At 70.6% G+C, this 21,296-nt stretch carries 25 protein-coding genes; 12 read left to right on the top strand and 13 right to left on the bottom strand.

From position 1 onward, the window contains the following. Nucleotides 1-8 precede the first annotated feature (8 nt). Entirely contained in the window at nt 9-494 is a 486-nt protein-coding gene (locus tag GNT64_RS12625) for a VOC family protein (RefSeq protein WP_156679839.1), read from the bottom strand. A gap of 134 nt (nt 495-628) precedes the next feature. Here GNT64_RS12625 and GNT64_RS12620 point away from each other — a divergent pair, with 134 nt between their 5' ends. The 4 genes from GNT64_RS12620 (at nt 629) to GNT64_RS12605 (ending at nt 3,518) form a co-directional block, all read left to right on the top strand. Next, a complete protein-coding gene (locus GNT64_RS12620; protein WP_156679838.1) occupies nt 629-1,261 on the top strand; it encodes a TetR/AcrR family transcriptional regulator in 633 nt (210 codons plus the stop codon). A 106-nt stretch (nt 1,262-1,367) separates the two neighbouring features. Then, entirely contained in the window at nt 1,368-2,162 is a 795-nt protein-coding gene (locus GNT64_RS12615) for an SDR family NAD(P)-dependent oxidoreductase (RefSeq protein WP_156679837.1), read from the top strand. Nucleotides 2,163-2,184: 22 nt separating this feature from the next. Beyond that, a complete protein-coding gene (locus GNT64_RS12610; protein WP_156679836.1) occupies nt 2,185-2,757 on the top strand; it encodes a VOC family protein in 573 nt (190 codons plus the stop codon). Next, nucleotides 2,754-3,518, top strand: coding sequence for an SDR family NAD(P)-dependent oxidoreductase (locus tag GNT64_RS12605; RefSeq protein WP_156679835.1), 765 nt, complete (start codon nt 2,754-2,756; stop codon nt 3,516-3,518). Before GNT64_RS12610 ends, GNT64_RS12605 begins: the two co-directional genes overlap by 4 nt. Before the next feature lie 17 nt (nt 3,519-3,535). Here the strand turns inward: GNT64_RS12605 and argC are convergent, their stop codons facing one another. From argC to GNT64_RS12585, 4 genes are all read right to left on the bottom strand, one after another. Continuing rightward, a complete protein-coding gene (gene argC, locus GNT64_RS12600; protein WP_156679834.1) occupies nt 3,536-4,468 on the bottom strand; it encodes an N-acetyl-gamma-glutamyl-phosphate reductase in 933 nt (310 codons plus the stop codon). Further along, entirely contained in the window at nt 4,465-5,361 is an 897-nt protein-coding gene (locus GNT64_RS12595) for a C40 family peptidase (protein ID WP_156679833.1), read from the bottom strand. The genes argC and GNT64_RS12595 overlap by 4 nt, the downstream gene beginning before the upstream one ends. Further along, nucleotides 5,309-5,641 carry a MarR family transcriptional regulator gene (locus GNT64_RS12590; RefSeq protein ID WP_156679832.1) on the bottom strand — a complete coding sequence of 111 codons (333 nt, stop codon included), beginning with the start codon at nt 5,639-5,641 and terminating at the stop codon, nt 5,309-5,311. Before GNT64_RS12590 ends, GNT64_RS12595 begins: the two co-directional genes overlap by 53 nt. Before the next feature lie 147 nt (nt 5,642-5,788). Then, nucleotides 5,789-7,171 (bottom strand): leucyl aminopeptidase family protein, encoded by a 1,383-nt coding sequence (locus GNT64_RS12585; protein ID WP_156679831.1) that lies wholly within the window; start codon nt 7,169-7,171, stop codon nt 5,789-5,791. A 229-nt stretch (nt 7,172-7,400) separates the two neighbouring features. Here GNT64_RS12585 and GNT64_RS12580 point away from each other — a divergent pair, with 229 nt between their 5' ends. Beyond that, entirely contained in the window at nt 7,401-8,384 is a 984-nt protein-coding gene (locus GNT64_RS12580; RefSeq protein WP_197276976.1) for an SGNH/GDSL hydrolase family protein, read from the top strand. 202 nt (nt 8,385-8,586) lie between these two features. Here GNT64_RS12580 and rimO read toward each other — a convergent pair whose 3' ends face one another. The 4 genes from rimO to serS form a co-directional block, all read right to left on the bottom strand. Further along, nucleotides 8,587-9,939 (bottom strand): 30S ribosomal protein S12 methylthiotransferase RimO, encoded by a 1,353-nt coding sequence (gene rimO, locus GNT64_RS12575; RefSeq protein WP_156679829.1) that lies wholly within the window; start codon nt 9,937-9,939, stop codon nt 8,587-8,589. Nucleotides 9,940-10,000: 61 nt separating this feature from the next. Then, nucleotides 10,001-11,119, bottom strand: coding sequence for a M23 family metallopeptidase (locus GNT64_RS12570; protein WP_156679828.1), 1,119 nt, complete (start codon nt 11,117-11,119; stop codon nt 10,001-10,003). A 125-nt stretch (nt 11,120-11,244) separates the two neighbouring features. Then, nucleotides 11,245-12,009 (bottom strand): 5'/3'-nucleotidase SurE, encoded by a 765-nt coding sequence (gene surE, locus GNT64_RS12565; RefSeq protein WP_156679827.1) that lies wholly within the window; start codon nt 12,007-12,009, stop codon nt 11,245-11,247. Beyond that, nucleotides 12,009-13,295 (bottom strand): serine--tRNA ligase, encoded by a 1,287-nt coding sequence (gene serS / locus GNT64_RS12560; RefSeq protein ID WP_156679826.1) that lies wholly within the window; start codon nt 13,293-13,295, stop codon nt 12,009-12,011. The genes surE and serS overlap by 1 nt, the downstream gene beginning before the upstream one ends. Before the next feature lie 93 nt (nt 13,296-13,388). Here serS and GNT64_RS12555 point away from each other — a divergent pair, with 93 nt between their 5' ends. Together GNT64_RS12555 and GNT64_RS12550 are read left to right on the top strand one after the other, a co-directional pair. Then, nucleotides 13,389-13,832, top strand: a complete 444-nt coding sequence (locus tag GNT64_RS12555; RefSeq protein WP_156679825.1) for a host attachment family protein — start codon at nt 13,389-13,391, stop codon at nt 13,830-13,832. 131 nt (nt 13,833-13,963) lie between these two features. Beyond that, nucleotides 13,964-14,578, top strand: coding sequence for a hypothetical protein (locus GNT64_RS12550; RefSeq protein WP_156679824.1), 615 nt, complete (start codon nt 13,964-13,966; stop codon nt 14,576-14,578). Nucleotides 14,579-14,758: 180 nt separating this feature from the next. Here GNT64_RS12550 and GNT64_RS21925 read toward each other — a convergent pair whose 3' ends face one another. Next, the gene (locus GNT64_RS21925) at nt 14,759-14,860 is read right to left on the bottom strand and encodes a PEP-CTERM sorting domain-containing protein (protein ID WP_231638989.1); all 102 of its coding nucleotides are present in this window, start codon (nt 14,858-14,860) and stop codon (nt 14,759-14,761) included. A 13-nt stretch (nt 14,861-14,873) separates the two neighbouring features. Here GNT64_RS21925 and GNT64_RS21920 point away from each other — a divergent pair, with 13 nt between their 5' ends. The 5 genes from GNT64_RS21920 to GNT64_RS12525 all read left to right on the top strand — a co-directional run bounded on the left by GNT64_RS21920 (nt 14,874) and on the right by GNT64_RS12525 (nt 19,726). Then, a complete protein-coding gene (locus tag GNT64_RS21920; RefSeq protein ID WP_231638988.1) occupies nt 14,874-15,341 on the top strand; it encodes a hypothetical protein in 468 nt (155 codons plus the stop codon). 702 nt (nt 15,342-16,043) lie between these two features. Next, complete coding sequence (gene dksA / locus GNT64_RS12540) at nt 16,044-16,499, top strand: RNA polymerase-binding protein DksA (RefSeq protein WP_156679822.1); 456 nt, start codon at nt 16,044-16,046, stop codon at nt 16,497-16,499. A gap of 75 nt (nt 16,500-16,574) precedes the next feature. Next, complete coding sequence (locus tag GNT64_RS12535; RefSeq protein WP_156679821.1) at nt 16,575-16,973, top strand: PilZ domain-containing protein; 399 nt, start codon at nt 16,575-16,577, stop codon at nt 16,971-16,973. 66 nt (nt 16,974-17,039) lie between these two features. Then, entirely contained in the window at nt 17,040-19,274 is a 2,235-nt protein-coding gene (locus GNT64_RS12530; RefSeq protein ID WP_156679820.1) for a ribonuclease R family protein, read from the top strand. A 95-nt stretch (nt 19,275-19,369) separates the two neighbouring features. Continuing rightward, nucleotides 19,370-19,726, top strand: a complete 357-nt coding sequence (locus GNT64_RS12525; RefSeq protein ID WP_156679819.1) for a tetratricopeptide repeat protein — start codon at nt 19,370-19,372, stop codon at nt 19,724-19,726. Between the two features lie 15 nt (nt 19,727-19,741). Here GNT64_RS12525 and dcd read toward each other — a convergent pair whose 3' ends face one another. The 3 genes from dcd to GNT64_RS12510 are packed head-to-tail and all read right to left on the bottom strand — an operon-like array spanning nt 19,742 to nt 21,264. Next, complete coding sequence (gene dcd / locus GNT64_RS12520; RefSeq protein ID WP_156679818.1) at nt 19,742-20,296, bottom strand: dCTP deaminase; 555 nt, start codon at nt 20,294-20,296, stop codon at nt 19,742-19,744. Nucleotides 20,297-20,327: 31 nt separating this feature from the next. Then, nucleotides 20,328-20,789, bottom strand: a complete 462-nt coding sequence (locus tag GNT64_RS12515; RefSeq protein WP_231638987.1) for a cytidine deaminase — start codon at nt 20,787-20,789, stop codon at nt 20,328-20,330. Continuing rightward, nucleotides 20,782-21,264, bottom strand: coding sequence for a UPF0262 family protein (locus GNT64_RS12510; protein WP_156679817.1), 483 nt, complete (start codon nt 21,262-21,264; stop codon nt 20,782-20,784). The genes GNT64_RS12515 and GNT64_RS12510 overlap by 8 nt, the downstream gene beginning before the upstream one ends. Nucleotides 21,265-21,296 lie beyond the last annotated feature (32 nt).

Below are 21,296 nucleotides of genomic sequence, written 5' to 3'. Positions count from 1 at the left end.
GGCGGGCGTCAGGCCGCCGTCGTGTCGAGCGCCGTCAGCCGGCCAAGGGCGAAATCATGATCGGCCGCGACCTCCTGTATCTCGATCACGTTGCCGTCCGGATCGTAGCCGTAGACGGCCTTGATCTGCCCGAAATCGGCCGGCCGATCCTGCGCGAAGCGCATGCCGAGCGCGGCCAGCCGGTCATATTCCGCGGCGATGTCGCTCACGTCGACGCAGAAGTGGGTGTAGCCGCGATCATTGGGGCGCAGCGGCGCGCCCTCGCGCGGCGGCGGGGCGGCATATTCGAACAGCTCGACATGGCAGGTGCCGGCGCGCAGCATCAGCGCCCGCGCGGCGGAGCCCGGCACGCCGATGGCGCCGTCGATCGCGGGTTCGTTCGCCCAGCGGATCTCGTCCGTGGCCGGCACGAAGCCGAAGGCGGCCCGGTAGAAGGCGGCCAGCCGGTCGAGATCGGCGGTGTGGATCGCGACGTGGTGGATACCGTGGATCATGTCGCCCGCTCTCCATCCGTTGTCGCGGCATCGATAGACGCGCAGCCGCCTTCCGCCTCACTCTGCTTTCGGCTAGGCGCGGGCCTTCGCTCCGCGCGGCAGCGTGCGCGCAGCCCCGGGGGGAATATCGACGCATGCCGCTGATCGTCGACCATGATGAACGCCGCAGCCTGATCGCGGGCGTGGTGCGGCGCATGGTGGCGGCCGGCGGGCTGGAGGCGGTGACGGTGCGCGCGGTGGCGCGGGAGGCGGGCTTCAGCTCGACCATCGTCTCGCATTACTTCCGCGACAAGCGCGATCTGATGGCCTTCACCTACGGCACGATCCGCAGCCGGGCGATCGCCATGATCGAGGCCGCCTTCGCCGACGGCGCCGATCTGCAGAGCTGCTTCGAGACGCTGCTGCCGATCAACCCGGCCAATCTGGCGGACTGGCAGGCCTGGTTCGGCTTCTGGGGCAAGGCGACGGCGGATGCCGGCCTGGCCGCCGAGCGGATCGCCGGCACGGAAGGCACGCGCGGCCTGTTCCTGCGCATCCTGGAGCGCGCGCAGGCCGGCGGCGAGCTGCCCGACCATCTCGATCTCGCCTTCCACGCCGATCGGCTGCAGATGTTCGTCAACGGGCTGGCGAGCTTCGTGGTGATGCAGCCGGCGGCGTGGCCGCCGGCCAAGCAGCGCGCGATGCTGGCGACCGAGCTAGACGTGATGAAGCGGGCGTGGCCGCGCATGGCGGAGGCACCTGCCCGCCGCCGGCGCGCCGAGGGCTGAGCCCCGCCCCACCTGCCACAAGTGAGAGGCCGCGGCGCGGTTGACCGGCGGCCGCTTGTTTATACAACAAGCGCATAATCTAAACGGCGGCACATAGGAGCGGGTGATGGAGGCGAGGACTCTCGACGGCAAGGTGGCTATCGTCACCGGCGCCGGGCGCGGCATCGGCCGCGGCATGGCGCTGGCGCTGGCGCGGGAGGGGGCGAAGGTGGTCGTCGCCTCGCGCACGCGCTCCACGGTGGACGCGGTGGCGGACGAGATCCGCGCCGAGGGCGGCGAGGCGATCGGCGTGGCCTGCGACGTCGGCCAGCGCGACCAGGTCTATGCGTGCGTGCAGCAGGCGGTGGACACCTACGGCACCGTGCACATCATGATCAGCAACGCGCAGGGCTTCGGCACGGAGGCCGCGCCGCGCGCCTCCACCGTGTTCATGGCGGTGGAGGATACCGACGAGGACGAGTGGGAATATACGTTCCGCACCGGCGCCACCGCCTCCCTGTGGTTCATGAAGGCGGTGTTCCCGCACATGAAGGCGCAGAAATACGGCAAGATCATCAACTTCGCCTCAAGCTCCGGCCAGATCGGTTTTGAGGGCAACACCTGCTACAACGCCACCAAGGAGGCGATCCGCGCGATATCGCGCACCGCCGCGCGCGAGTGGGGGCAGCACGGCATCAACGTGAACATCATCAACCCGGCGCTGGAGACGCGCGCGTTCGACGCGTGGAAGACGGCGCGGCCGGACTTCGTGGAGGCGCTGAAGGAGAAGATCCCGATGCGCCGCCTTGGCGATCCGGAGCGGGATGCCGGGCCGCTGGCCGTGTTCCTGTCCGGGCCGGGCTCCGACTACATCACCGGCTCCACCTTCATGCTCGAAGGCGGCATGCACACGCTGCCCTGATCCCGCCCGAGGAGATATTCCGATGAAGCGCGACCTCTTCCAGCAAGCCTGGTTCGTCAACGACATCGACGCCAGCTGCCGCCAGTGGGCGGAGGCGTTCGGCGCCGGCCCCTTCTTCATGGTGCGCCACCACAAGACCGAGGAGTTCAGCTATCGCGGGCAGGACGTGGAGGCCGACGTCTCCTATGCCTTCGGCTATCTGGGCGACATGATGATCCAGTTCATCCAGCAGCATGACGACAAGCCGTCAATCTATCGCGACATGTACGCGGCCGGCGAGGAGGGCTTCCACCACATCGCCTATCTCGTCTCCGACTTCGCGGCGGAGCGGCAGCGCTGGCTGAACCTGGGCTATGAACTAGCGACCGAATTATACGCCGACGAGGTGAACGCCGCCTATTTCGACACGCGCGCGCTGAACGGCGGCTTCACCGAGATCCACGGCGATCCGCCGCACATCATGGGCCTGTTCGCCGTGTGGCGCCGCGCGCACGAGGCGTGGGACGGCACCGGCGATCCGCTGGTGGAGCTGGACGCCATCCGCACCTATCAGCGCGCCGACATGCTGCCGCTGAAGACGGAAGCGGCGGCATGAGCGGGCCGCTGCTGGACGGCAAGGTCGCCATCGTGACGGGCGGCGGCAGCGGCATGGGCCGCGCCGTGGCGCTGGGCTTCGCCAAGGAGGGCGCCCGCGTGGTGCTCTGCGGCCGTCGCGAGGACGAGGGCGGCGAGACCGAGCGCCTGATCCGCGAGGCCGGCGGCGAGGGGCTGTTCGTGCGCGCCGACGTGTCGCAGGCGGCCGATGTCGAGGCGCTGGTCGCCACGGCGGTGGAACGGTTCGGCCGGCTGGACGTGGCGTTCAACAATGCCGGCGCCTTCCACGGCTTCGGCCCGCTCGCCGACCTCTCGGAGGAGGATTTCGAGCGGAGCATGGCGGCCAACATCCGCAGCATGTTCCTGTGCCTGAAATATGAGATCGCGCAGATGATGCGGCAGGGCGGTGGCGGATCGATCGTCAACAACGCCTCCGCGCAGAGCCACCTCGCGCTGGGCCTGTCCGCCCACTATACGGCCGCCAAGCACGCGATCCTGGGCTATACGCGCGCGGCGGCGGTGGATTATGCGCGGCACGGCATCCGCGTGAACGCCATCTCTCCCGGCATCGTGCTGACGCCGATGATGGCCGGCTTCGATCCCGCCGCGCCCCAGAATGCGACGCTGATGAGCCGCATGCCGGCCGGCCGCGTGGCGACGCCGGAGGAGATCGTCGGCACGGTGGTGTTCATGGCATCGGACATGTCGCCCTACATGCACGGCGCCGCGATCAGCCTGGACGGCGGCTGGACGGCGCACTGACGGCGGGTGGGGAGCGCCTAGAGGCGCAGCCCCTCCGTCTCCTCCAGCCCCATCACGAGGTTGAGGTTCTGCACCGCCGCGCCGCCAGCCCCCTTGCCGAGATTGTCGAGCGCGGCGACCAGCCGCACCTGGCCGAGCGCCTCGTTGGCGAAGACGAACAGGTCGAGGCGGTCGGTGCCGGCGCACTGCTCCAGGGTCAGCAGCGTGGGGTCGGCCCCGGCCAGACGCACGATCCGGCTGCCGGCATAGGCATCGGCCAGCGCCGCGCGGATATCGCCGGCGGTGCCGTTCAGCAGCGAAAGGTGCAGCGGCACCTCTACCAGCATGCCGCGATAGCTGCGCGCCACCGCCGGCATGAACAGCGGCGGATGCGCCAGCCCGGCATGGGCCTGCATCTCCGGCACATGCTTGTGGCCGAGGGCGAGGGCGTAGATGCGGAAGCCGGTGGCCGCGTCGTCGGCGCCCGGCGCCTCGAACTCCGCGATCATCGCCTTGCCGCCACCCGAATAGCCGGAGGTGGCGTTCACGCTCAGCGGCAAGGCGGGCGGCACGATGCCGGCGCGCACCAGTGGTGCGACGAGGGCGAGGAAGCCGGTGGGATAGCAGCCGGGGTTCGATACCCGCGTGGCGCGCGCCAGCTCGTCGCGCCGGCCGGGCGCGACCTCGGCGAAGCCGTAGGTCCAGCGCGGATCGGTGCGGTGGGCGGTGGAGGCGTCGATCACGCGCGTGCGATCGTTCGCGATCAGCGATACGGCCTCGCGCGCGGCATCGTCCGGCAGGCAGAGGATCACCGCGTCGGCAGCGTTCAGCGCCTCCGCGCGAGCAGCGGGATCCTTGCGCCGATCGTCGGCGATGGCGATCAGCGTGATGTCGCGACGGCCGGCCAGCCGCTCGTGGATCTCGATGCCGGTGGTGCCGGCGGCGCCGTCGATGAACACCTTTGCGGTCATGCCGATATCCTCCGCCGGGCGACGATCGCGGCGCCGCGCGCGACGACGGCGGCGAGCGGCTCGACCGTCACCGCCATCCAGAAGGCGTTGGCGTGGATCAGCCGATCGCCATCCACCATCAGGCCGACATGGCCGGTGAACAGGATGATGTCGCCGCGCCGCAGCGTGTCGCCGGCCGCGATCTCCCCGCCCAGCGCGCGCTGCTGGTCGCTGTCGCGCGGGCAGGCGATGCCGGCCAGGCCCAGCGCGCGCTGGACGAGGCCGGAGCAGTCGATCCCGCCGTCGCCGCGCCCGCCCCACAGATAGGGCGCGCCGAGCAGCCGCTCGGCGACGGCCACCCAGTCCGCCTCGCGCGCGCCGGCGGCGATCAGGTGGCGGCGGTGGGCGAAGCCGGCCTCCGTCTCTATGAAGTCGCCGCTCTGCCCGCCGGCGATGCGCGCGCCGATGCCCAAGGTGGCGCGGACGGGCGCCTTGATGTCCGCGCGGGCGAATAGCGGCGCGGCGGCGACGGCGACGAAGTGGCTGGCGGGTGCGGTCGGCCCGAGCGCATCGGCCCGCACATAGCCGACATAGCCGTCATGATCGCCATAGCCCCACGCCCAGCCGCCCGACTGATCGACGACGGCGAAACCCTCGCCCCGGGCGATCTGCGAGACGGCGACCGCGTCATCATGGGGCGCCGCCCGCAGCATCGCGGCCGTCGCGGCGCAGGCGCATCGTTCGGGTGCGGCGTAGTGCGGCGCGAAGACCCGGTCGGCGAGGCTGATGTCGGCGATGTCGCGACGCACCGCGTGCGTGCGCGGATCGAGGTGGACCGAGGGGCCGGAAAGCTGGAAGCGCTCAGCCGACGGCGACGTGACGCGTCCTGTCGTTGGCCGGCTGCGGCTCGCCATCGATGAGATTCCCGAAGCCCGCAAGGAAATCCGCCCCCCTGTCCGTCTGCGCGACGAAGATGTTGCGCCGGTCGGACTCGTCCCGTTCGCGGCGCAGATAGCCGAGCGAGCCCAGCGTGTTCAAGGCACGCGTGATGACCGGTTTGGACACGCCGAGCAGGTGCGCCAGCCCGCGCACGGTATGCGGGCCGGGCGTGAGATAGACGGCCAGCAGCAGCGCCATCTGGCGATTCGTAAGATCAGGGCGACCCGAGCGGACGTAACCGACAAGCGTCTCCATCCACTGGGATAATGCGCGTGGGAGCACGGTAAATGCCTCGCCATCTCTCGGGGCGGAAGCATTTGCTTCCTTACCGTAACAACACGCGTAGCAGCCCTTCGTTTCATGCCGGCCGCCGATCGGTCGTATTATCGACCGCGCAGCCGATCAGCCGAAGCGCGTGTGCAGCATCTGCCAGGCGGCGCGCAGGCCCAGCGCGTCGCCGCCCTTGGGCCGGCCGGGACGGGCGACGGGCCGCCAGGCGAAGGTGTCGACATGCGCCCACGCCACCCCCTCCGGCACGAAATCCTGGAGGAACAGCGCGGCCGTGATCGCGCCGGCCAGCCCGCCTTCCCCCGCATTGTTGATGTCGGCGATCGTCGATTTCAGCATGTCGCGATAGCCGGCCCACAGCGGCATGCGCCACAGCGGGTCGCCCGCCGCCTCGCCGGCGCGCAGCAGGTCGCCGGCCAACGCATCGTCGTTGCAGAACAGGGCCGGCAGATCGGGGCCCAGCGCCACCCGCGCCGCGCCGGTGAGGGTGGCGAAATCGATCAGCAGCGCCGGTTCGTCCTCCACCGCGCGGGTGAGGGCGTCGGCCAGGATCAGCCGCCCCTCGGCATCGGTGTTGCCGATCTCCACCGACAGGCCGTGGCGGCTGGCGAGGACGTCGCCGGGGCGGAAGGCATCGGCGGAGACGGCATTCTCCACCGCCGGGATGAGCAGGTGCAGCCGCACCGGCAGCCGCGCCTGCATGATGAGCCGGGCCAGCGCCAGCGCGTGGGCGGCGCCGCCCATGTCCTTCTTCATCAGCAGCATGCCGGCGGATGGCTTGATGTCCAGCCCGCCGGAATCGAAGCACACGCCCTTGCCGACCAGGGTGACGCGGGGTGCTGCGGGATCGCCCCAGCTCAGCTCGATCAGGCGCGGCGCGCGGGCGCGGGTGGCGGCCCGGCCGACGGCGGCGATCATCGGATAGCCCTCGCCCAGCGCATCGCCCTGCACCACGCCGAAGCTGGCGCCGCACGCGTTGACCACCTCCTCGGCGGCGGCGGCAAGCTCCGCCGGCCCCATGTCGGCGGCGGGCGTGTCGACGAGATCGCGCACCAGCGCCACCGCCTCGGCGAGCCGCACGGTCTCCTCGATCCGCGCGGGATCGCCGGTCAGCAGCACGCGCTGGGGGATCGGCTCGGGATCGCGCCGATAGCGGTCGAAGCGGTGATGGGCGAGCAGCCAGCCGAGCGCGGCCGCGCCGGGATCGCCGTCGGCCAGCCGGAACAGCCCTTCCGGCAGCCGCGCCACCGCCTCCGCCAGGGTCCACGGCCCGGCCTCCGCCGGCACGCCGATCGCGGCGGACCATTCCTCCGGCTTGGCGCCCGGCAGCAGCGCGAACTCGCCCGCCTTGCCGCGGAAGCGCGTGGCCGCGACGGTGGCGCGAGACCGCTCCGGCTGGTCCGCGAGCCACGTGTCGAACGCATCGGCGCGAACCGCCTGGATCAGGTGGGCGGGCTGGCCGCGATCGGGCTGGAGCAGCGAGGAGAAGTCGGTCATGCGGCGCCTTATGCTGTGCGATCCCGCCGGGTTAGCGGACCGGACCAACGCATTCACGCGCGAAATGGGGGCGTAAACCCGGCGCGACGATCGGCGGCCGACGCGCCGTCGCGGTGCCGACAGGAAAAGAACGAGGGGGATCGTCATTCGACGCGCGGCGGCAGGGATTATCCTTGGCCGGGGCGGCGCCGCGATGCTATTTACCATATATCGCAAGGGGGAAGCCGTCATGATGAAGCCGCTGTTCGTCGCCGCTGTCGCCGCCGTCGGGCTGGTCAACGTGGCGCCAGCCGCCGCGGCGAGCCGGCCGACCGCGCTCTACGTGTTCGGCGACAGCCTGGTCGATGCCGGCAACGCCTATATCGGAACGAACGGCGCGGTCGCGCAGGAAGGGCTGGGCTATTTCGACGGCCGCTTCACCAACGGCCCGGTCTACACCGATATCCTCAGCCAGCGGATCACCGGCCACACCTCCGTCGCCTATCTGGACGGCGGCGGGGACAATTATGCGGTGGGCGGGGCGCGCGCCGCCGGCGACACGACGCTGCTCGGCTACAACGTGCCCGGGCTGAACAGCCAGTTCGGCATCTATACGGGCCGGACCGGCGGCGCGATCGATCCGAACGGGCTCTACGTCCTCAACTTCGGCAACAACGACGTCAACGCCATCCAGAGCGGCGACACCTACGGCCTCAGCACGGATGCGTATAGCGACCTCTACGTCTCGAACATCGTCAACACGATCAGCACGCTGAACTCGGGTGGCGCGACGCGCATCCTGATCGCGGGCGTGCCCAACCCACTGGAGGCGGAGGGCAGGGCGCTGCAGGCGAAGCTCGATCTGGGGCTGGATGCGCTCACGCCGACGCTCACCGCCTCGCTCTATCGCTTCGACTTCTTCGATTTCTTCGGTCGGTTGCAGGCCGATCCCGCCGCCTTCGGCCTGCCCGCCGACGTCAATTTCACGACGCCGTGCATCCCCGGACAGCTGACGGGCAGCGGACCGCCGGACTGCACCGGCTATTTCAGCTTTGACGGCACCCATCCAACCGCGCCGGTGCATGTCGCGCTGGCCAACGAGATCGGCGCGCAGTTGGGGATCAGCAGCGTGCCGGAACCGGCGGTGTGGCTCCAGCTGGTGCTGGGCTTCGGCATGATCGGATCGCTGCTGCGGCGGAAAGCCGCGTGGGAGCGGCGCGCGGCGCTCGCCTGACGCGGCGTTATAGGGCGGATCGACATCGAGCGGAGGAAGCCGACTTCTTCCCGCACTATCCAAACCGCTTACCCTGAGGAGCCATTGAGCATGTCGAAATGGCGTCTCGAAGGGTCCTTCGAGACGGATCTTCGCCTCTGCTCAGCCCCTCCTCAGAATGGGCGGACGTGCAAAGCTGAGTGTCGATACGCCGTAGCGCCGTCTATGCCGCCACCGGGACGCCGTAGAGGTCGTGCTCGTCGGCATCCTCGATGACGACCGGCACGATGTCGCCGGGCTTCAGGCCGGCGGCGTCGCGCAGGAAGACGGTGCCGTCGATCTCCGGCGCGTCGGCCGTCGAGCGGGCGTTGGCGCCGCCGTCCTCGTCCACCTCGTCGACGATCACGTCCAGCGTGCGGCCGATCCTGGCGGCCAGCTTGGCGGCGGAGATGGCGGCGGTGCGCGCCATGATGCGGGCGTAGCGTTCCTCCTTCACCTCGTCCGGCACGTGGCCGGGCAGCGCGTTGGCGGCGGCGCCGGCGACGGGCTCGAAGCGGAAGGCGCCGACGCGGTCGAGTTGCGCCTCGTCCAGCCACTGGAGCAGATACTCGAAGTCCGCCTCGGTCTCCCCCGGAAAGCCGACGACGAAGGTGGAGCGGATGGCGATATCGGGGCAGATCGCGCGCCACGCGGCCAGCCGCTCCAGCACGCGCGCCTCGTTCGCCGGGCGCTTCATCGCGCGCAGCACGCCAGGGGCGGCATGCTGGAACGGGATGTCGAGATAGGGCAGCACCAGCCCCTCGGCCATCAGCGGGATCACCCGATCGACGTGCGGATAGGGGTAGACATAGTGCAGCCGCACCCACGCGCCGAGCCGGCCCAGCTCGCGCGCCAGATCGGTCATGTGCGCGCGGACCGGCGCCCCCTTCCACTGCCAGTCGCTGGCGTGGCGCAGGTCCAGGCCGTAGGCTGACGTGTCCTGGCTGATGACGAGCAGTTCCCGCGTGCCGGCCGCGACCAGCTTCTCGGCCTCGCGCAGGATCGCATCGGGCCGGCGGCTCACGAGATCGCCGCGCAACGACGGGATGATGCAGAAGGCGCAGCGATGGTTGCAGCCCTCGGAGATCTTGAGATAGCTGTAGTGGCGCGGCGTGAGCTTCAGGTCGCCCTCGCCCGCGCGGGCGGTGGGCACGAGATCGAGATAGGCGGACGGCGGCATCGGCGCGGCGGTGCGCACGGCGCCGACCACCTCCTCATACTGATGCGCGCCCGTGACGGCCAGGACGTGCGGGAAGCGGGCGCGGATCGCCTCCGCCTCCTGCCCCATGCAGCCGGTGACGATCACGCGGCCATTCTCGGCCATGGCCTCGCCAATCGCCTCCAGGCTCTCCTCCTTGGCGGAATCGAGGAAGCCGCAGGTGTTCACCAGCACCACGTCCGCCCCCGCATAATCGGGCGACATGCGGTAGCCGTCGGCGCGCAGCCGCGTGAGGATCCGCTCGCTGTCGACGAGATTCTTCGGACAGCCGAGCGAGACCATGCCGACCTTGGGCGGGGAGGGGAGTATCGTTGCCATGGGAGCGCGCGCACATAGTGGATCGGGCGCGCAAATGCGAGTCGCCGCCGTGCCGCCCGCCTCAGCCGCGCCGGGGCAGATATTGCACGGGATCGACCGGCTTGCGCCCCTGGCGGATCTCGAAATGCAGCTGCGGCGTCTCCGCCGATCCGGACTCGCCGGCGCGGGCGATCACCTGCCCCTTCTTCACCGCCTGCCCGCGCGCGACCAGCAGCTCGCCGGCATGGCCGTAGGCCGTCGTCCACTTGTCGCTGTGGCGGATCAGGATGAGGCCGCCATAGACCGCGATGTCGGTGCCGGCGTAGAGCACAACGCCATCGGCCGCCGCGCGGATCGGCGTGTCCATGGCCACGGCGATGTTGATCCCGTCGCTGCGCCGCCCGCTGCCATAGGGGCCGAAGCGAGTGAGGATCGGCCCGGTGAGCGGCCAGGCGAAGCGGCCGTCGAAGCGGGAGGCGGCGGCGACAGCGCTGGTGGGCGGCAGCGGCGCGGCCCCGGGTGCGGCCGGCCGCGGCTTGACCGGCCGGGCGCCGGCGACGAGCGCCGGCTCGCCACCGGAGATGATGTCGCCGATATCGAGCTGGAAGGCGGCGGCGCGCGCCTCCACCGACATCGCTGCCACCTCCGCCGCGCTCGGCAGCATCAGGCGTTGGCCGGTGCGCAGGATATACGGCTCCTCCAGCCCGTTGGCGGCGACGATGCGCGACCATTCCACGCCATAGGCGCGGGCGATGGCGATGCCGGTCTCGCCCGCGGCCACGCGGTGCCAGCGGCCGGCCGGGATCCTCAGCGTCTGCCCCGCCTTGATCGTGAACGGCGGCACGAGGCCGTTGGCGCGGGCGATCGCCTCCGATCCCGCGCCGGTGCGGTCGGAGATGCGGCGCAGCGTGTCGCCCGCAATCACCTTGTAGGTGCCGGCCGCACTCTCCCGCGCGTTCGGCACGACGGCGGTGATCTTGAACGGCGGCGGCGCGGCGGCGGACGGCACCTCGACCGGCGGCTGCGGCGGTATGTCCGGGGCGGCGCTCTCCGGCGCGGGCGGCGGCGAGGCGGGATCGAGGGCGGGCGCGGGCGCCGGATCGGGGCGGTTGCCGGGGATGCAGCCGGCCAGCGCCAGCGCGCCGAGCGCCGCGGCGGCGAGCGGCGGGAGCAAGCGGGCGGGAGGGCGCTGCTGCGGCATCTCGCCTGCTCCTACCAGATCGGCGTCGCCGCGCCAGCGGCCGGGTGCGACCGGCCGGCCATCAGACCCGGATCGTCGCGGCCACGGCGACCATCAGGCCCGGCTCGGCGCGGCCGCGCCGGCTTTCAGACATAGCGCGCGGCGAGACGCGCCAGCGATGGGCCGTGGGTGAGATCGAGGTGCAGCGGCGTCACCGAGACATAGCCGTCGGCGATCGCCTCCAGATCCGTCTCGCCGGGGATACGGTCCACCGTGCCGCCCAGCGAGAACCAGTAATAAGGGAAGCCGCGCGGATCGTCGCCCTTCACGATCTCCAGCCGGCCATAGTCGCGCAGGCCCTGCTGGACGACCTTGATGCCGCGCACCTGATCGGCCGGCACCGGCGGGAAGTTGATGTTGGTCAGCGTGCCCGGCACCCACGGCTCGTCCAGCAGCGGCGCCAGCACGCGGGCGCCCCACGCCTCGGCCGCCTCGAACGTGACGGCATCGCCCATGCCGCGCCGGGCGTAGACCTGGCTCAGCGCGATCGATCGGATGCCGGCGAGCGTGCCTTCCATCGCGGCCGATACGGTGCCCGAATAGGTCACGTCCTCGGCCAGATTGGCGCCGCGGTTGATGCCGGAGAGGATCAGGTCGGGCTTCGCATCCCGCATCACCTCGGCCACCGCCATCATCACCGAATCGGTCGGCGTGCCGCTGACCGAGAAGCGGCGATCGCCGTGCCGGCGCAGGCGCACGGGCCGGGTGAGCGTGAGCGAGTGGCCGGCGCCGGACATCTCCTCCGCCGGGGCGACGACGGTGACGTCGTCGGAGAGGGTGCGGGCGATCGCCTCCAGCACCTTCAGGCCGGTGGCGTGGATGCCGTCGTCATTGGTCAGCAGGATGCGCATCAGGCTTGCTCCGGCCCGGCCGTAAGGCGGTCTATGTCGCCCATGTACGGGCGCAGTGCGTCGGGAATGCGAACCGAGCCGTCCGCCTCCTGATAATTTTCCAGCACCGCCACCAAGGCACGGCCAACGGCGAGGCCGGAACCGTTCAGCGTGTGGACGAAGCGGGTGCCCTTCCCGCCCGCCACGCGGCAGCGCGCCTCCATGCGGCGGGCCTGGAAATCGCCGCAGTTGGAGACGCTGCTGATCTCCCGATAGCGCTGCTGGCCGGGCAGCCAGACCTCCAGATCGAACGTCTTGCGGGCCGAGAAGCCCATGTCGCCGGCGCAGAGCAGCATGCGGCGATAGGGCAGCTCCAGCGCCCGCAGGATCGCCTCGGCGGCGGCGACCATCTTTTCATGCTCGCCCTCGGACTGTTCGGGCGTGGCGATCGCGACGAGCTCCACCTTCTCGAACTGGTGCTGGCGGATCAGCCCGCGCGTATCGCGACCGGCGGCCCCGGCCTCCGAGCGGAAGCAGGGGGTGAGCGCGGTGAAGCGCAGCGGCAGCGTCGCCTCTTCGACGATCTGCTCGCGCACGAGGTTGGTGAGGCTTACTTCGGCGGTGGGGATCAGGAAGCGGCCGTCGGTCGTGCGGAACAGGTCTTCCTCGAACTTCGGCAGCTGGCCGGTGCCGAACAGGGCCGCGTCGCGCACCAGCAGTGGCGGCACGACCTCCGTATAGCCGGCGGCCGTCTGGCGATCGAGCATGAAGGCGCCCAGCGCGCGGTTGAGCCGCGCCATGCCGCCGCGCAGCACGGCGAAGCGCGCGCCGGACATCGCCGCCGCCGCCTCGAAATCCAGGCCGAGCGGACCGGCGAAGTCGGGATGTTCGCGCGTGGGGAAGGCGAAGTCGCGCGGCGTGCCCCAGCGGGCGACCTCGACATTCTCCTCCTCGTCGGCGCCCTCCGGCACGTCGGCGGCGGGCAGGTTGGGCAGGGCGGCGAGGCGCCGTTCGAGATCGGCCGCCGTCACGGCTTCCTCCGCCTCCAGCACGGGCATGCGCCCCTTGATCGCCGCGACCTCCGCCATCAGCGCCTGCGCGCTCGCCTCGTCCTTCGTGGCCTTTGCCTGGCCGATCGAGCGGGAGGCTTCGTTGCGCCGCGCCTGCGCCACCTGCAGCTCGGTCGCGATCTCCCGCCGGCGGGTGTCCAGCCCGAGGATTTCGGACGAGAGCGGCGCCGATCCGCGCCTGCCAAGACCGGCGTCGAAGGCGGCGGGATCGTCCCGGATCAGGCGGATGTCGTGCATGGCGCCCGGCTATACGGCCGCCGGCGCGGCAGGCAACCCCGCAACCGGCGGCGCGTTCACCCCCGCGACACGCCGCAGAATAAGGAGAGATATATGCGCGTTTCCCACAACAGCTTCGTCGTCGTGGTCGACGGCCGCAAGATGCTGTTCTTCCGCAACGAGGGCGACGCGACGCACCTCAATCTCACCGTCGTCCACGCCGAGGAGCAGGACAATCCGGCCGATCGCGACCAGAAGACGGACGCTGCCGGCCGCGCCTCCTCCACCCACGGCGCGAGCGGCAGCGCGATGGGCGAGGTGGACTTCCACCAGCAGGAGGAGGATCGCTTTGCCGCCGAGACGGCCGCGCTGCTGAAGCGCCGCGCGCTGGGCGGCGACTTCGAGAAGCTGATCGTCGTCGCGCCGCCACGCACCCTGGGCGAGCTGCGCAAACATTATCACAAGGAGGTGAGCGACCGGATCGAGGGCGAGCTCGCCAAGGATCTGACGAGCCATCCGGTCGACCAGATCGAGAAGATCCTCGCCGCGGCCGACTGATATTATGGCCGGCGAGGCGCGGCTCGTCCCCCGTTCGGCGCGTTTCGCCGTCCGCGTCGGGAACCGTTCAGGCTGACTGCGTTGAACTTCCCGAGGACATTTCGGTGTCACAACCAGATTGGAGTCAGATCATGCGCACTTTCACTCCCCTTGCCGCTGCGGCGATGATGATCGTGGGCGCGCCCGTGCTCGCCCAGGCGACGCCGGGTGCCGGCGCGACGGCCACGACCGCCCCGAGCGCGACCGCGCCGGCCGCTGCCGCCACCGCGCCTGCCGCCGGTGCCGCTGCCGCCGCGCCCACCAAGGTCGCCGCCGGCCAGACGGTGTACGATACCGCCGGCGGCGTCGTCGGCACGGTTGACAAGGTCGAGGGCCAGGTGGCCGTGCTCGCCACCGGCAAGAACAATGTCGGCCTGCCGCTGACCTCGTTCGCGATGGGGCCGAACGGGCCGGTGATAAACATGACCAAGGATCAGGTGGACGCCGCCGCCACCGCCGCTGCCGCCAAGACCGCCGCCTCGGTGACGGCCGGCGCCAGCGTGAAGGACACGTCGGGCGGCTCGGTCGGCACGATCAAGTCCGTCGAGGGCGAATATGCGCTGCTCGACACGACCAAGGTGCAGGTGAAACTGCCGCTCTCCGCCTTCGCCGCGCAGGGCGACGGCCTGATCGTGAGCATGACCAAGGCGCAGATCGAGGCGGCGGCCGCCGCCAGCACGCCTGCGCCCGCCGCCGCGTCGCGCTGATCGGCGATAGCATAAGGAAGGCGGGCCGGACGATCGTCCGGCCCGCCTTTGTCATGTCCGCGATCGGTGTGCCTGATCCGGCGGTGACGAAGCTGCCGTAGCCGATCGGGCTTTATCCGCCGGAACGCCTGGGCTTCAGGCGATCGAACGGCGGGCCGAAAGGTACGGCCTGCGCGGCTTTCAGCCCTTGTCGGGCGTGGTCGCCTTGCGGGCCAGCCGCTGGCGCAGCACGAGCGCGCCGGCCGCCGCGCCGAACAGGATCACCATCGGCGGCGCGGGCACGGGTTCCGGATCGGTGCCGCTGCTGGTGCTGCCGCCGGTCGACGAGGACGTGCTGCTGCTCGTCGAGCTGCTGGTGCTGCTGGACGTGCTGGTGCTGCTGGAGGTGCTGCTGCTCGTTGCGCCGCTGGATGTGGAGGTGCTGGTCGCCCCGCTCGACGTGGACGTGCTGGTCGCGCCGCTCGACGTCGAGCTGCTGGTGGCGCCGCTGGAGGTGGAGGTGCTGGTCGCGCCGCTGCTGGTGGAGGTGGCGCCGCTGCTCGTCGACGTGCTCGACCCGCCCGTGGAGGTGCTCGACCCGCCGGTGGAGGTGCTCGATCCGCCGCTGGCGCTGGAGGTGGAGCCGCCGCTGCTGGTGGACGTGATGAACACGCCGCCCGAGCCGCCTACGCCGCCGCCGCCGCCGAAGAACCCGCCGAAGAAGCCGCCGCCGCCGAAGCCGCCGCCGGCGCTGCCGCCGATCACCACCGGGCCGCCGCCATAGCCGCCGCCGGGCCCGATTTCCGGATAGGGCGCCGGGATCGCGGCATATTGCGGCGCCGGCGCGGGAATCGAGACGGTGGTGACGCTGCCGGGCGCGCAGGTGGTGGTGGTGACGGTGCGCCGGCGCACCACGCGATGCGCGACGCGGACCGGCTGCGCCCTGGCCTTCACGAGCTTGGCCATGACCGGGCGCGGACGCGGCCGCTCCGCCACGTGCACCGCGCCGCCGCCGATGATGGCGCCGCCGCACGCACATGCGCAAAGTTTCGCGAGAGCCATCCTAACCGACATAGCGCTTCACTCTTATTGCATCGTTGCCGATCGTGCCGGGCCGGGCGCCCCCGAATGAAGCGGCCCCGCCCGATCGCTGCCCCGGCTGAGTTGATACGAAAGGCAGAATAAGCCGTTAATCGCAAGGTCGTTAACCACGAAATCACCCTGTTCACGCGCAAAGGGCGTTCGCCGGAATTGACGGAAATGGTGAATGTGCCAGATCGGAACGGAAGCGCCGGCAAAGCTTGCCGGTCGTAGCGTTCGCCGACCGCTCCCTTCCGTTCGCGACGGGCCGACCGTCGTTCGCGAGTCGCATCCGATCAGGTGGTTAACCCCTGCCATGCCCCGCTTGTCTGGCCAAGTGCGTCTGGCTATAGGCGCGCGCAGGGGCGCGGCCCGGATGTAGCGGGCTCTGGCGAGCGGAGGCGACATGGCTACGGCGTTTAACTCGAAGCCCGGCAAATCGATCGACGAGCCACCATCCGCCGGGGGATATCAGGCCGAGCCGGGCGAGGAGTTCATGAACCCCAGGCAGCAGGCCTACTTTCGGGACAAGCTGCTCAGCTGGAAGGATTCCATCCTGCGGGAATCGCGCGAGACGCTGGTCCAGCTGCAGACCGACACGATGCGCGAGCCCGACATCACCGATCGCGCCTCCAGCGAGACGGACTGGTCGATCGAGCTGCGCACGCGCGATCGCCAGCGCAAGCTGATCTCCAAGATCGAGGCGGCGATCCGGCGCATCGACGAGGGCGAATATGGCTATTGCGAAGTGACCGGCGAACCGATCGCGCTCGCCCGGCTGGAGGCGCGGCCGATCGCGACGATGACGGTCGAGGCGCAGGAGCGGCACGAGCGGCACGAGAAGGTCTCGCGCGAGGAGTAGCGCGTTAATCGTTTCGCCAGAGTTCATCACGTAGCGTCCCGCCGGGATTCATCATGCGCTGCGGGGACGTTTGCCGTGGAAGACAGTGGGCCGCATCGGCCGCTTGGCGAGGCCGGCACGCCGCCGGAAACGCGCACCGGCGCGCGTGACAGCCTGTTCCTGCAGGCCATTCTCAGCCGACATGGCGACGAGGCGGCCCATGTCACGCGCGTGCGCAACCTTTCCGCCGGCGGCATGATGGCCGAGGTGGGCGAGCCCTTCGCCGTCGGCGATCGCGTGCAGATCGAGCTGCGCGGCATCGGCGCGGTGGCCGGCCAAGTCGCCTGGCGGATGGAGGATCGCACCGGCATCGCCTTCGACCGCGCGATCGATCCGCGACAGGCGCGCAAGACGGTGGCGCAGCGGACGAAGCCAGTCGCCGCACCCCCGCCGCCGCCGCGCACGGCCCGCCCGCGCCGGCTGTTCGGCGACTGATCGGGCCCCGCGCCCGAAGCCTGCGGGAGAGGTGACGGCGGGGCGGGGGCCGCCTATGTCCCGCTGATGCCCAAGACACACCAGACCGGACTGCCCAGCCGCGAGCAGATCCTGGACTTCATCGCCAAGGCCGACGCGCCCGCCGGCAAGCGCGAGATCGCTCGCGCCTTCGGCCTGCTCGGCAACGAGAAGATCGAGCTGAAGGCGCTGCTGAAGGACATGGCCGACGAGGGGCTGATCGACAGCGCCCCCGGTCGCGCCTTCCACAAGATGGGCGGCGTGCCGAAGGTGACGGTGCTGCGCATCGTCGACGTGGAGGGCGACCAGCCGGTCGCGGTGCCGGAGATCTGGCACGCCGACACGCCGCCGCCCCGCCTGCGGGTGGTGGAGAAGGGCCGCCGCACCGCGCTAGGCCCCGGCGACCGCATCCTTGCGCGCACCGAGGAGGCGGGGCGCGGCTGGCTGGCGCATCCGCTGAAGAAGCTGGCGCGGGGCGAGGAGCTGGTGCTCGGCGTGCTGCACGCGGAGGGCGACCGCCTCTGGCTGAAGCCGGTCGACAAGCGCGAGAAGCGCGACTGGCCGGTGTCGGACGCGGCCACGGCCGGGCCGGGCGACCTGGTGCTGGCCGAGAAGACCGGCCGGCCGCCGCGCATGACGGTGAAGGTGAGCGAGATCCTGGGCGATCCGTTCCAGCCGCGCAGCTTCAGCCTGATCGCGATCCACAAGCACGGCATCCCCGATCATTTCGCCGAGGAGGTGATCGCCGAGGCGGAGCGGGTGGCCGGCCTGGCGCTGAGCGACCGGGAGGATCTGACGCACCTGCCGATCGTGGCGATCGATCCGGCCGACGCGCGCGACCATGACGACGCGGTGTGGGCGATGCGCGACGACGATCCGGCGAACCCCGGCGGCTTCCGCGCGATCGTGGCGATCGCCGACGTCTCCTTCTACGTCCGCCCCGGCGGTCGGCTGGACCGGGAGGCGCGCCGGCGCGGCAACAGCGTGTATTTTCCCGACCGCGTGGTGCCGATGCTGCCCGAGACGCTGAGCGCCGACATGTGCTCTCTGAAGGAGGGGCGGGACCGGGCGGCGCTCGCCTGCCACCTGACGATCTCGGCCGCGGGCGCGCTGACGGCGTGGCGCTTCAGCCGGGCCAGGGTGCGGCTGGCGGCGAACATCGCCTATGAGGATGCGCAGGCCGCGATCGACGCGGGCGACGGCGCGCCGATGGTCGCGGAGGTGCTGCGCCCGCTGTGGGACTGCTGGGCGGCGCTGGCGAAGGCGCGGGACGCGCGCCAGCCGCTGGACCTCGACCTGCCGGAGCGGCGGGTGGTGCTGGACGAGAAGGGCCGCATCCTCTCCGTCGCGCCGCGCGAGCGGCTGGACGCGCACCGGCTGATCGAGGATTACATGATCGCCGCCAACGTCGCCGCCGCCAAGGCGCTGGAGGCGAGGAAGGCGCCGGTGATGTACCGCGTGCACGAGCCGCCGAGCCGCGAGAAGCTGGTCGCGCTGAAGGAGTATCTGAAGACCTTCGGCATCGAGTTCGCGCTGGGGCAGGTGGTGCGGTCGGCGACGTTCAACCACATATTGGCGAAGCTGGAGACCGACGACGAGGCGCGGCCGCGGGTGATGGAGCAGGTGCTGCGATCGCAGACGCAGGCCTATTACGGGCCGGGCAATGCCGGCCATTTCGGCCTGGCGCTGGGCAGCTACGCGCATTTCACCAGCCCCATCCGCCGCTATGCCGACCTGCTGGTGCACCGTGCGCTGGTGGGCGCCTACGGTCTGGATCCGGCGGCGGCCGCGACGGCGCTGACCGCGGATGACGCGGCCGGCATGGAACGGCTGGGGGAGCTGATCTCCCAGGCGGAACGACGCGCGATGGAGGCGGAGCGCGACACGATCGACCGCTACGTGGCGGCGTTCCTCTCCACCAAGGTGGGCGAGGTGCTGGATACGCGGATCACCGGGGTGAAGGCGTTCGGCTTCTTCGCCACGGTGGAGGGGCTGGGCGGCGACGGACTGGTGCCCGTCTCCACCCTGGGCGCCGAGCGCTTCCACCATGACGAGACCGGCCACAGCCTGACCGGCGAGGAGAGCGGTGACGCCTTCACGATCGGCCAGCGGCTGAAGCTGCGCCTGGTCGAGGCCGATCCGATCAGCGGATCGCTGCGCTTCGAGCTGCCGGAAGGCGCGAACCACCTGCCCGTGCGACGGCCGATGCGCGGCAAGGGGCGGCCGATCGTCGGCCGGCGCGGACGACCGGCGGGCATCCGCCATCAGGGACGAAAGCGATGATCCGCGATATTTTTTGCCTGCTTCACTTTTGTGTCGCGGGATCGTCATAAAAGCGTAATCTCAGTCGTCCGAACCCAAGCGAATCGGAGAGGACGATGCTGAAGTTTCTTGTTGCCGGAGGTCTGATACTCGCGCCCCTTGCGGGCGCGCATGCGGGCGTGATCGATCCGGTCGATCCCGATGCCTATGCCGCGATCAGCAACGGACGATATGCCGCCGCCGAGACGCGGCTGACGGCGCGGGTGGAGCATGGCTCCAACGATCCCGCCGTGCTGATCAACCTCGCCCACCTCTACGCGCGCGACGGACGCGGCGCGAACGCGGCGGCGATGTACCGCGAGGTGCTGGCCGCGCCGAACGAGCGGATGGAGCTTGCCGACGGCAGCCCGGCCTGGTCGCACGATCTGGCCCAGCGCGGCCTGAGACGCCTGACGAGCTACGCCGCGCGCTGAGCGCGGCGGCGGCCGTCAAAGCCGCGGGAGGGTGACGCCGCGCTGGCCCATATATTTGCCGGCGCGGTCCGCATACGTAACCTCGCAGGGCTCGTTGCCCCGCAGGAACAGGAACTGGCAGGCGCCCTCATTGGCGTAGACCTTGGCCGGCAGCGGCGTGGTGTTCGAGAATTCGAGCGTCACATGGCCCTCCCAGCCCGGCTCCAGCGGGGTGACGTTCACGATGATGCCGCAGCGCGCATAGGTGGATTTGCCCAGGCAGATCACCAGCACGTCGCGCGGCACGCGGAAATATTCCACGGTGCGGGCCAGCGCGAAGCTGTTCGGCGGGATGACGCAGCACTCCGTGCGCCGGTCGACGAAGCTGTTGGCGGCGAAGTTCTTGGGGTCCACCGTCGCGGAATCGACGTTGGTGAAGATCTTGAACTCGTCCGCCACGCGCGCGTCGTAGCCGTAGGAGGACAGGCCGTAGCTGATGCAGCCCTCGTTGCGCTGCGCCTCGACGAACGGCTCGATCATGCCGCAGCCGAGCGCCTGCTCGCGAATCCAGCGATCTGACATGATGGACATGGCGTCTTCCTGAGAGAGGTTTCGGCGGCGACTAGCGCAGGTCGTCCGGGCCGAAGGCGAAGGGCAGCAGGTCCGATAGCATGTGCCGCTCCTTGGCGCGGCCGTCGGCCGAGGCGCAGTGCACGACGATGTCGCGCCCGCCGAGCTGTGCCGCTTCCGTGAGGATCTGGCGGCAGCGGCCGCACGGGCGCACCGGCTCCTCGCCGGTCAGCGTGCCGCCGGGGCCGATCGCGCCGCCGACGATGCCGATCGCCACCACGTCGGCCAGCCGCCCGGCGGTGTTGGCGGCGGCGAGCGCGACCGTCTCGGCGCAGAGCGACAGGCCGTAGCTCGCATTCTCGAAATTGGCGCCGGCGACGATCGATCCGTCGTCCAGCAGCAGCGCCGCGCCCACGCCGAACCGCGAATAGGGCGCGTAGGCGCGCGCCGCCGCCGCCAGCGCCGCCTCGATCAGGATCGCGCCGGCGACCCGCTCCACTGCGTCCTCAGCCACGGATGTGCAGCACGCAGATGAGGGTGAACAGCCGCCGGGCGGTATCGAAATCGAGCTCGATCTTGCCCTCCAGCCGTTCCTTCAACAGATCGGCCGCCTCGTTGTGGATGCCGCGTCGGGCCATGTCGATCGTCTCTATCTGCTGTGGGGAGGATTGGCGCACGGCGCTGAAATAGCTGTCGCAGATCGCGAAATAATCCTTGATCGGCCGGCGGAAGCGGGCGAGCCCCAGCACCAGCGTCTCCAGCAGCTGCCCGTCGTCGCTGGAAATCTCGATCGCCAGGCGGCCATCCTCTACGCGCAGGCGGATGCGGTAGGGGCCGGCATAATCCTGCGGATAGGCGCGCAGCGGCCGGAAGACGTTGCCTTCCAGCAGATCGAACACGGCGATGCGCCGTTCCTGCTCCACATCGGCGTTGCGCCAGATGATCGTCTTCTCGTCGAGATCGACGGCGATGATGCGCGGATCGGCCATGGTTCGGCGCCTGTTACCGCACGCGGGCGACA

Origin of the sequence: Sphingomonas profundi, from assembly GCF_009739515.1 — a bacterium.
GTDB lineage: Bacteria > Pseudomonadota > Alphaproteobacteria > Sphingomonadales > Sphingomonadaceae > Alterirhizorhabdus > Alterirhizorhabdus profundi.
This window is presented reverse-complemented; position numbering and strand designations above follow the sequence as displayed.

Excerpts from the sequence above, each read along its gene's own strand:
- dcd (WP_156679818.1), bottom strand. The coding sequence starts at position 20,296 with ATGTCCATCATGTCAGATCGCTGGATTCGCGAGCAGGCGCTCGGCTGC.
- dksA (WP_156679822.1), top strand. The coding sequence starts at position 16,044 with ATGGCTACGGCGTTTAACTCGAAGCCCGGCAAATCGATCGACGAGCCA.
- GNT64_RS12585 (WP_156679831.1), bottom strand. The coding sequence starts at position 7,171 with ATGACCGACTTCTCCTCGCTGCTCCAGCCCGATCGCGGCCAGCCCGCC.
- GNT64_RS12510 (WP_156679817.1), bottom strand. The coding sequence starts at position 21,264 with ATGGCCGATCCGCGCATCATCGCCGTCGATCTCGACGAGAAGACGATC.
- GNT64_RS12610 (WP_156679836.1), top strand. The coding sequence starts at position 2,185 with ATGAAGCGCGACCTCTTCCAGCAAGCCTGGTTCGTCAACGACATCGAC.
- GNT64_RS12550 (WP_156679824.1), top strand. The coding sequence starts at position 13,964 with ATGCGCACTTTCACTCCCCTTGCCGCTGCGGCGATGATGATCGTGGGC.
- GNT64_RS12580 (WP_197276976.1), top strand. The coding sequence starts at position 7,401 with ATGATGAAGCCGCTGTTCGTCGCCGCTGTCGCCGCCGTCGGGCTGGTC.
- GNT64_RS12615 (WP_156679837.1), top strand. The coding sequence starts at position 1,368 with ATGGAGGCGAGGACTCTCGACGGCAAGGTGGCTATCGTCACCGGCGCC.
- GNT64_RS12605 (WP_156679835.1), top strand. The coding sequence starts at position 2,754 with ATGAGCGGGCCGCTGCTGGACGGCAAGGTCGCCATCGTGACGGGCGGC.
- GNT64_RS12525 (WP_156679819.1), top strand. The coding sequence starts at position 19,370 with ATGCTGAAGTTTCTTGTTGCCGGAGGTCTGATACTCGCGCCCCTTGCG.
- GNT64_RS12620 (WP_156679838.1), top strand. The coding sequence starts at position 629 with ATGCCGCTGATCGTCGACCATGATGAACGCCGCAGCCTGATCGCGGGC.
- GNT64_RS12590 (WP_156679832.1), bottom strand. The coding sequence starts at position 5,641 with ATGGAGACGCTTGTCGGTTACGTCCGCTCGGGTCGCCCTGATCTTACG.
- GNT64_RS12570 (WP_156679828.1), bottom strand. The coding sequence starts at position 11,119 with ATGCCGCAGCAGCGCCCTCCCGCCCGCTTGCTCCCGCCGCTCGCCGCC.
- serS (WP_156679826.1), bottom strand. The coding sequence starts at position 13,295 with ATGCACGACATCCGCCTGATCCGGGACGATCCCGCCGCCTTCGACGCC.
- surE (WP_156679827.1), bottom strand. The coding sequence starts at position 12,009 with ATGCGCATCCTGCTGACCAATGACGACGGCATCCACGCCACCGGCCTG.
- GNT64_RS12625 (WP_156679839.1), bottom strand. The coding sequence starts at position 494 with ATGATCCACGGTATCCACCACGTCGCGATCCACACCGCCGATCTCGAC.
- GNT64_RS12595 (WP_156679833.1), bottom strand. The coding sequence starts at position 5,361 with ATGGCGAGCCGCAGCCGGCCAACGACAGGACGCGTCACGTCGCCGTCG.
- argC (WP_156679834.1), bottom strand. The coding sequence starts at position 4,468 with ATGACCGCAAAGGTGTTCATCGACGGCGCCGCCGGCACCACCGGCATC.
- GNT64_RS12530 (WP_156679820.1), top strand. The coding sequence starts at position 17,040 with ATGCCCAAGACACACCAGACCGGACTGCCCAGCCGCGAGCAGATCCTG.
- rimO (WP_156679829.1), bottom strand. The coding sequence starts at position 9,939 with ATGGCAACGATACTCCCCTCCCCGCCCAAGGTCGGCATGGTCTCGCTC.
- GNT64_RS12555 (WP_156679825.1), top strand. The coding sequence starts at position 13,389 with ATGCGCGTTTCCCACAACAGCTTCGTCGTCGTGGTCGACGGCCGCAAG.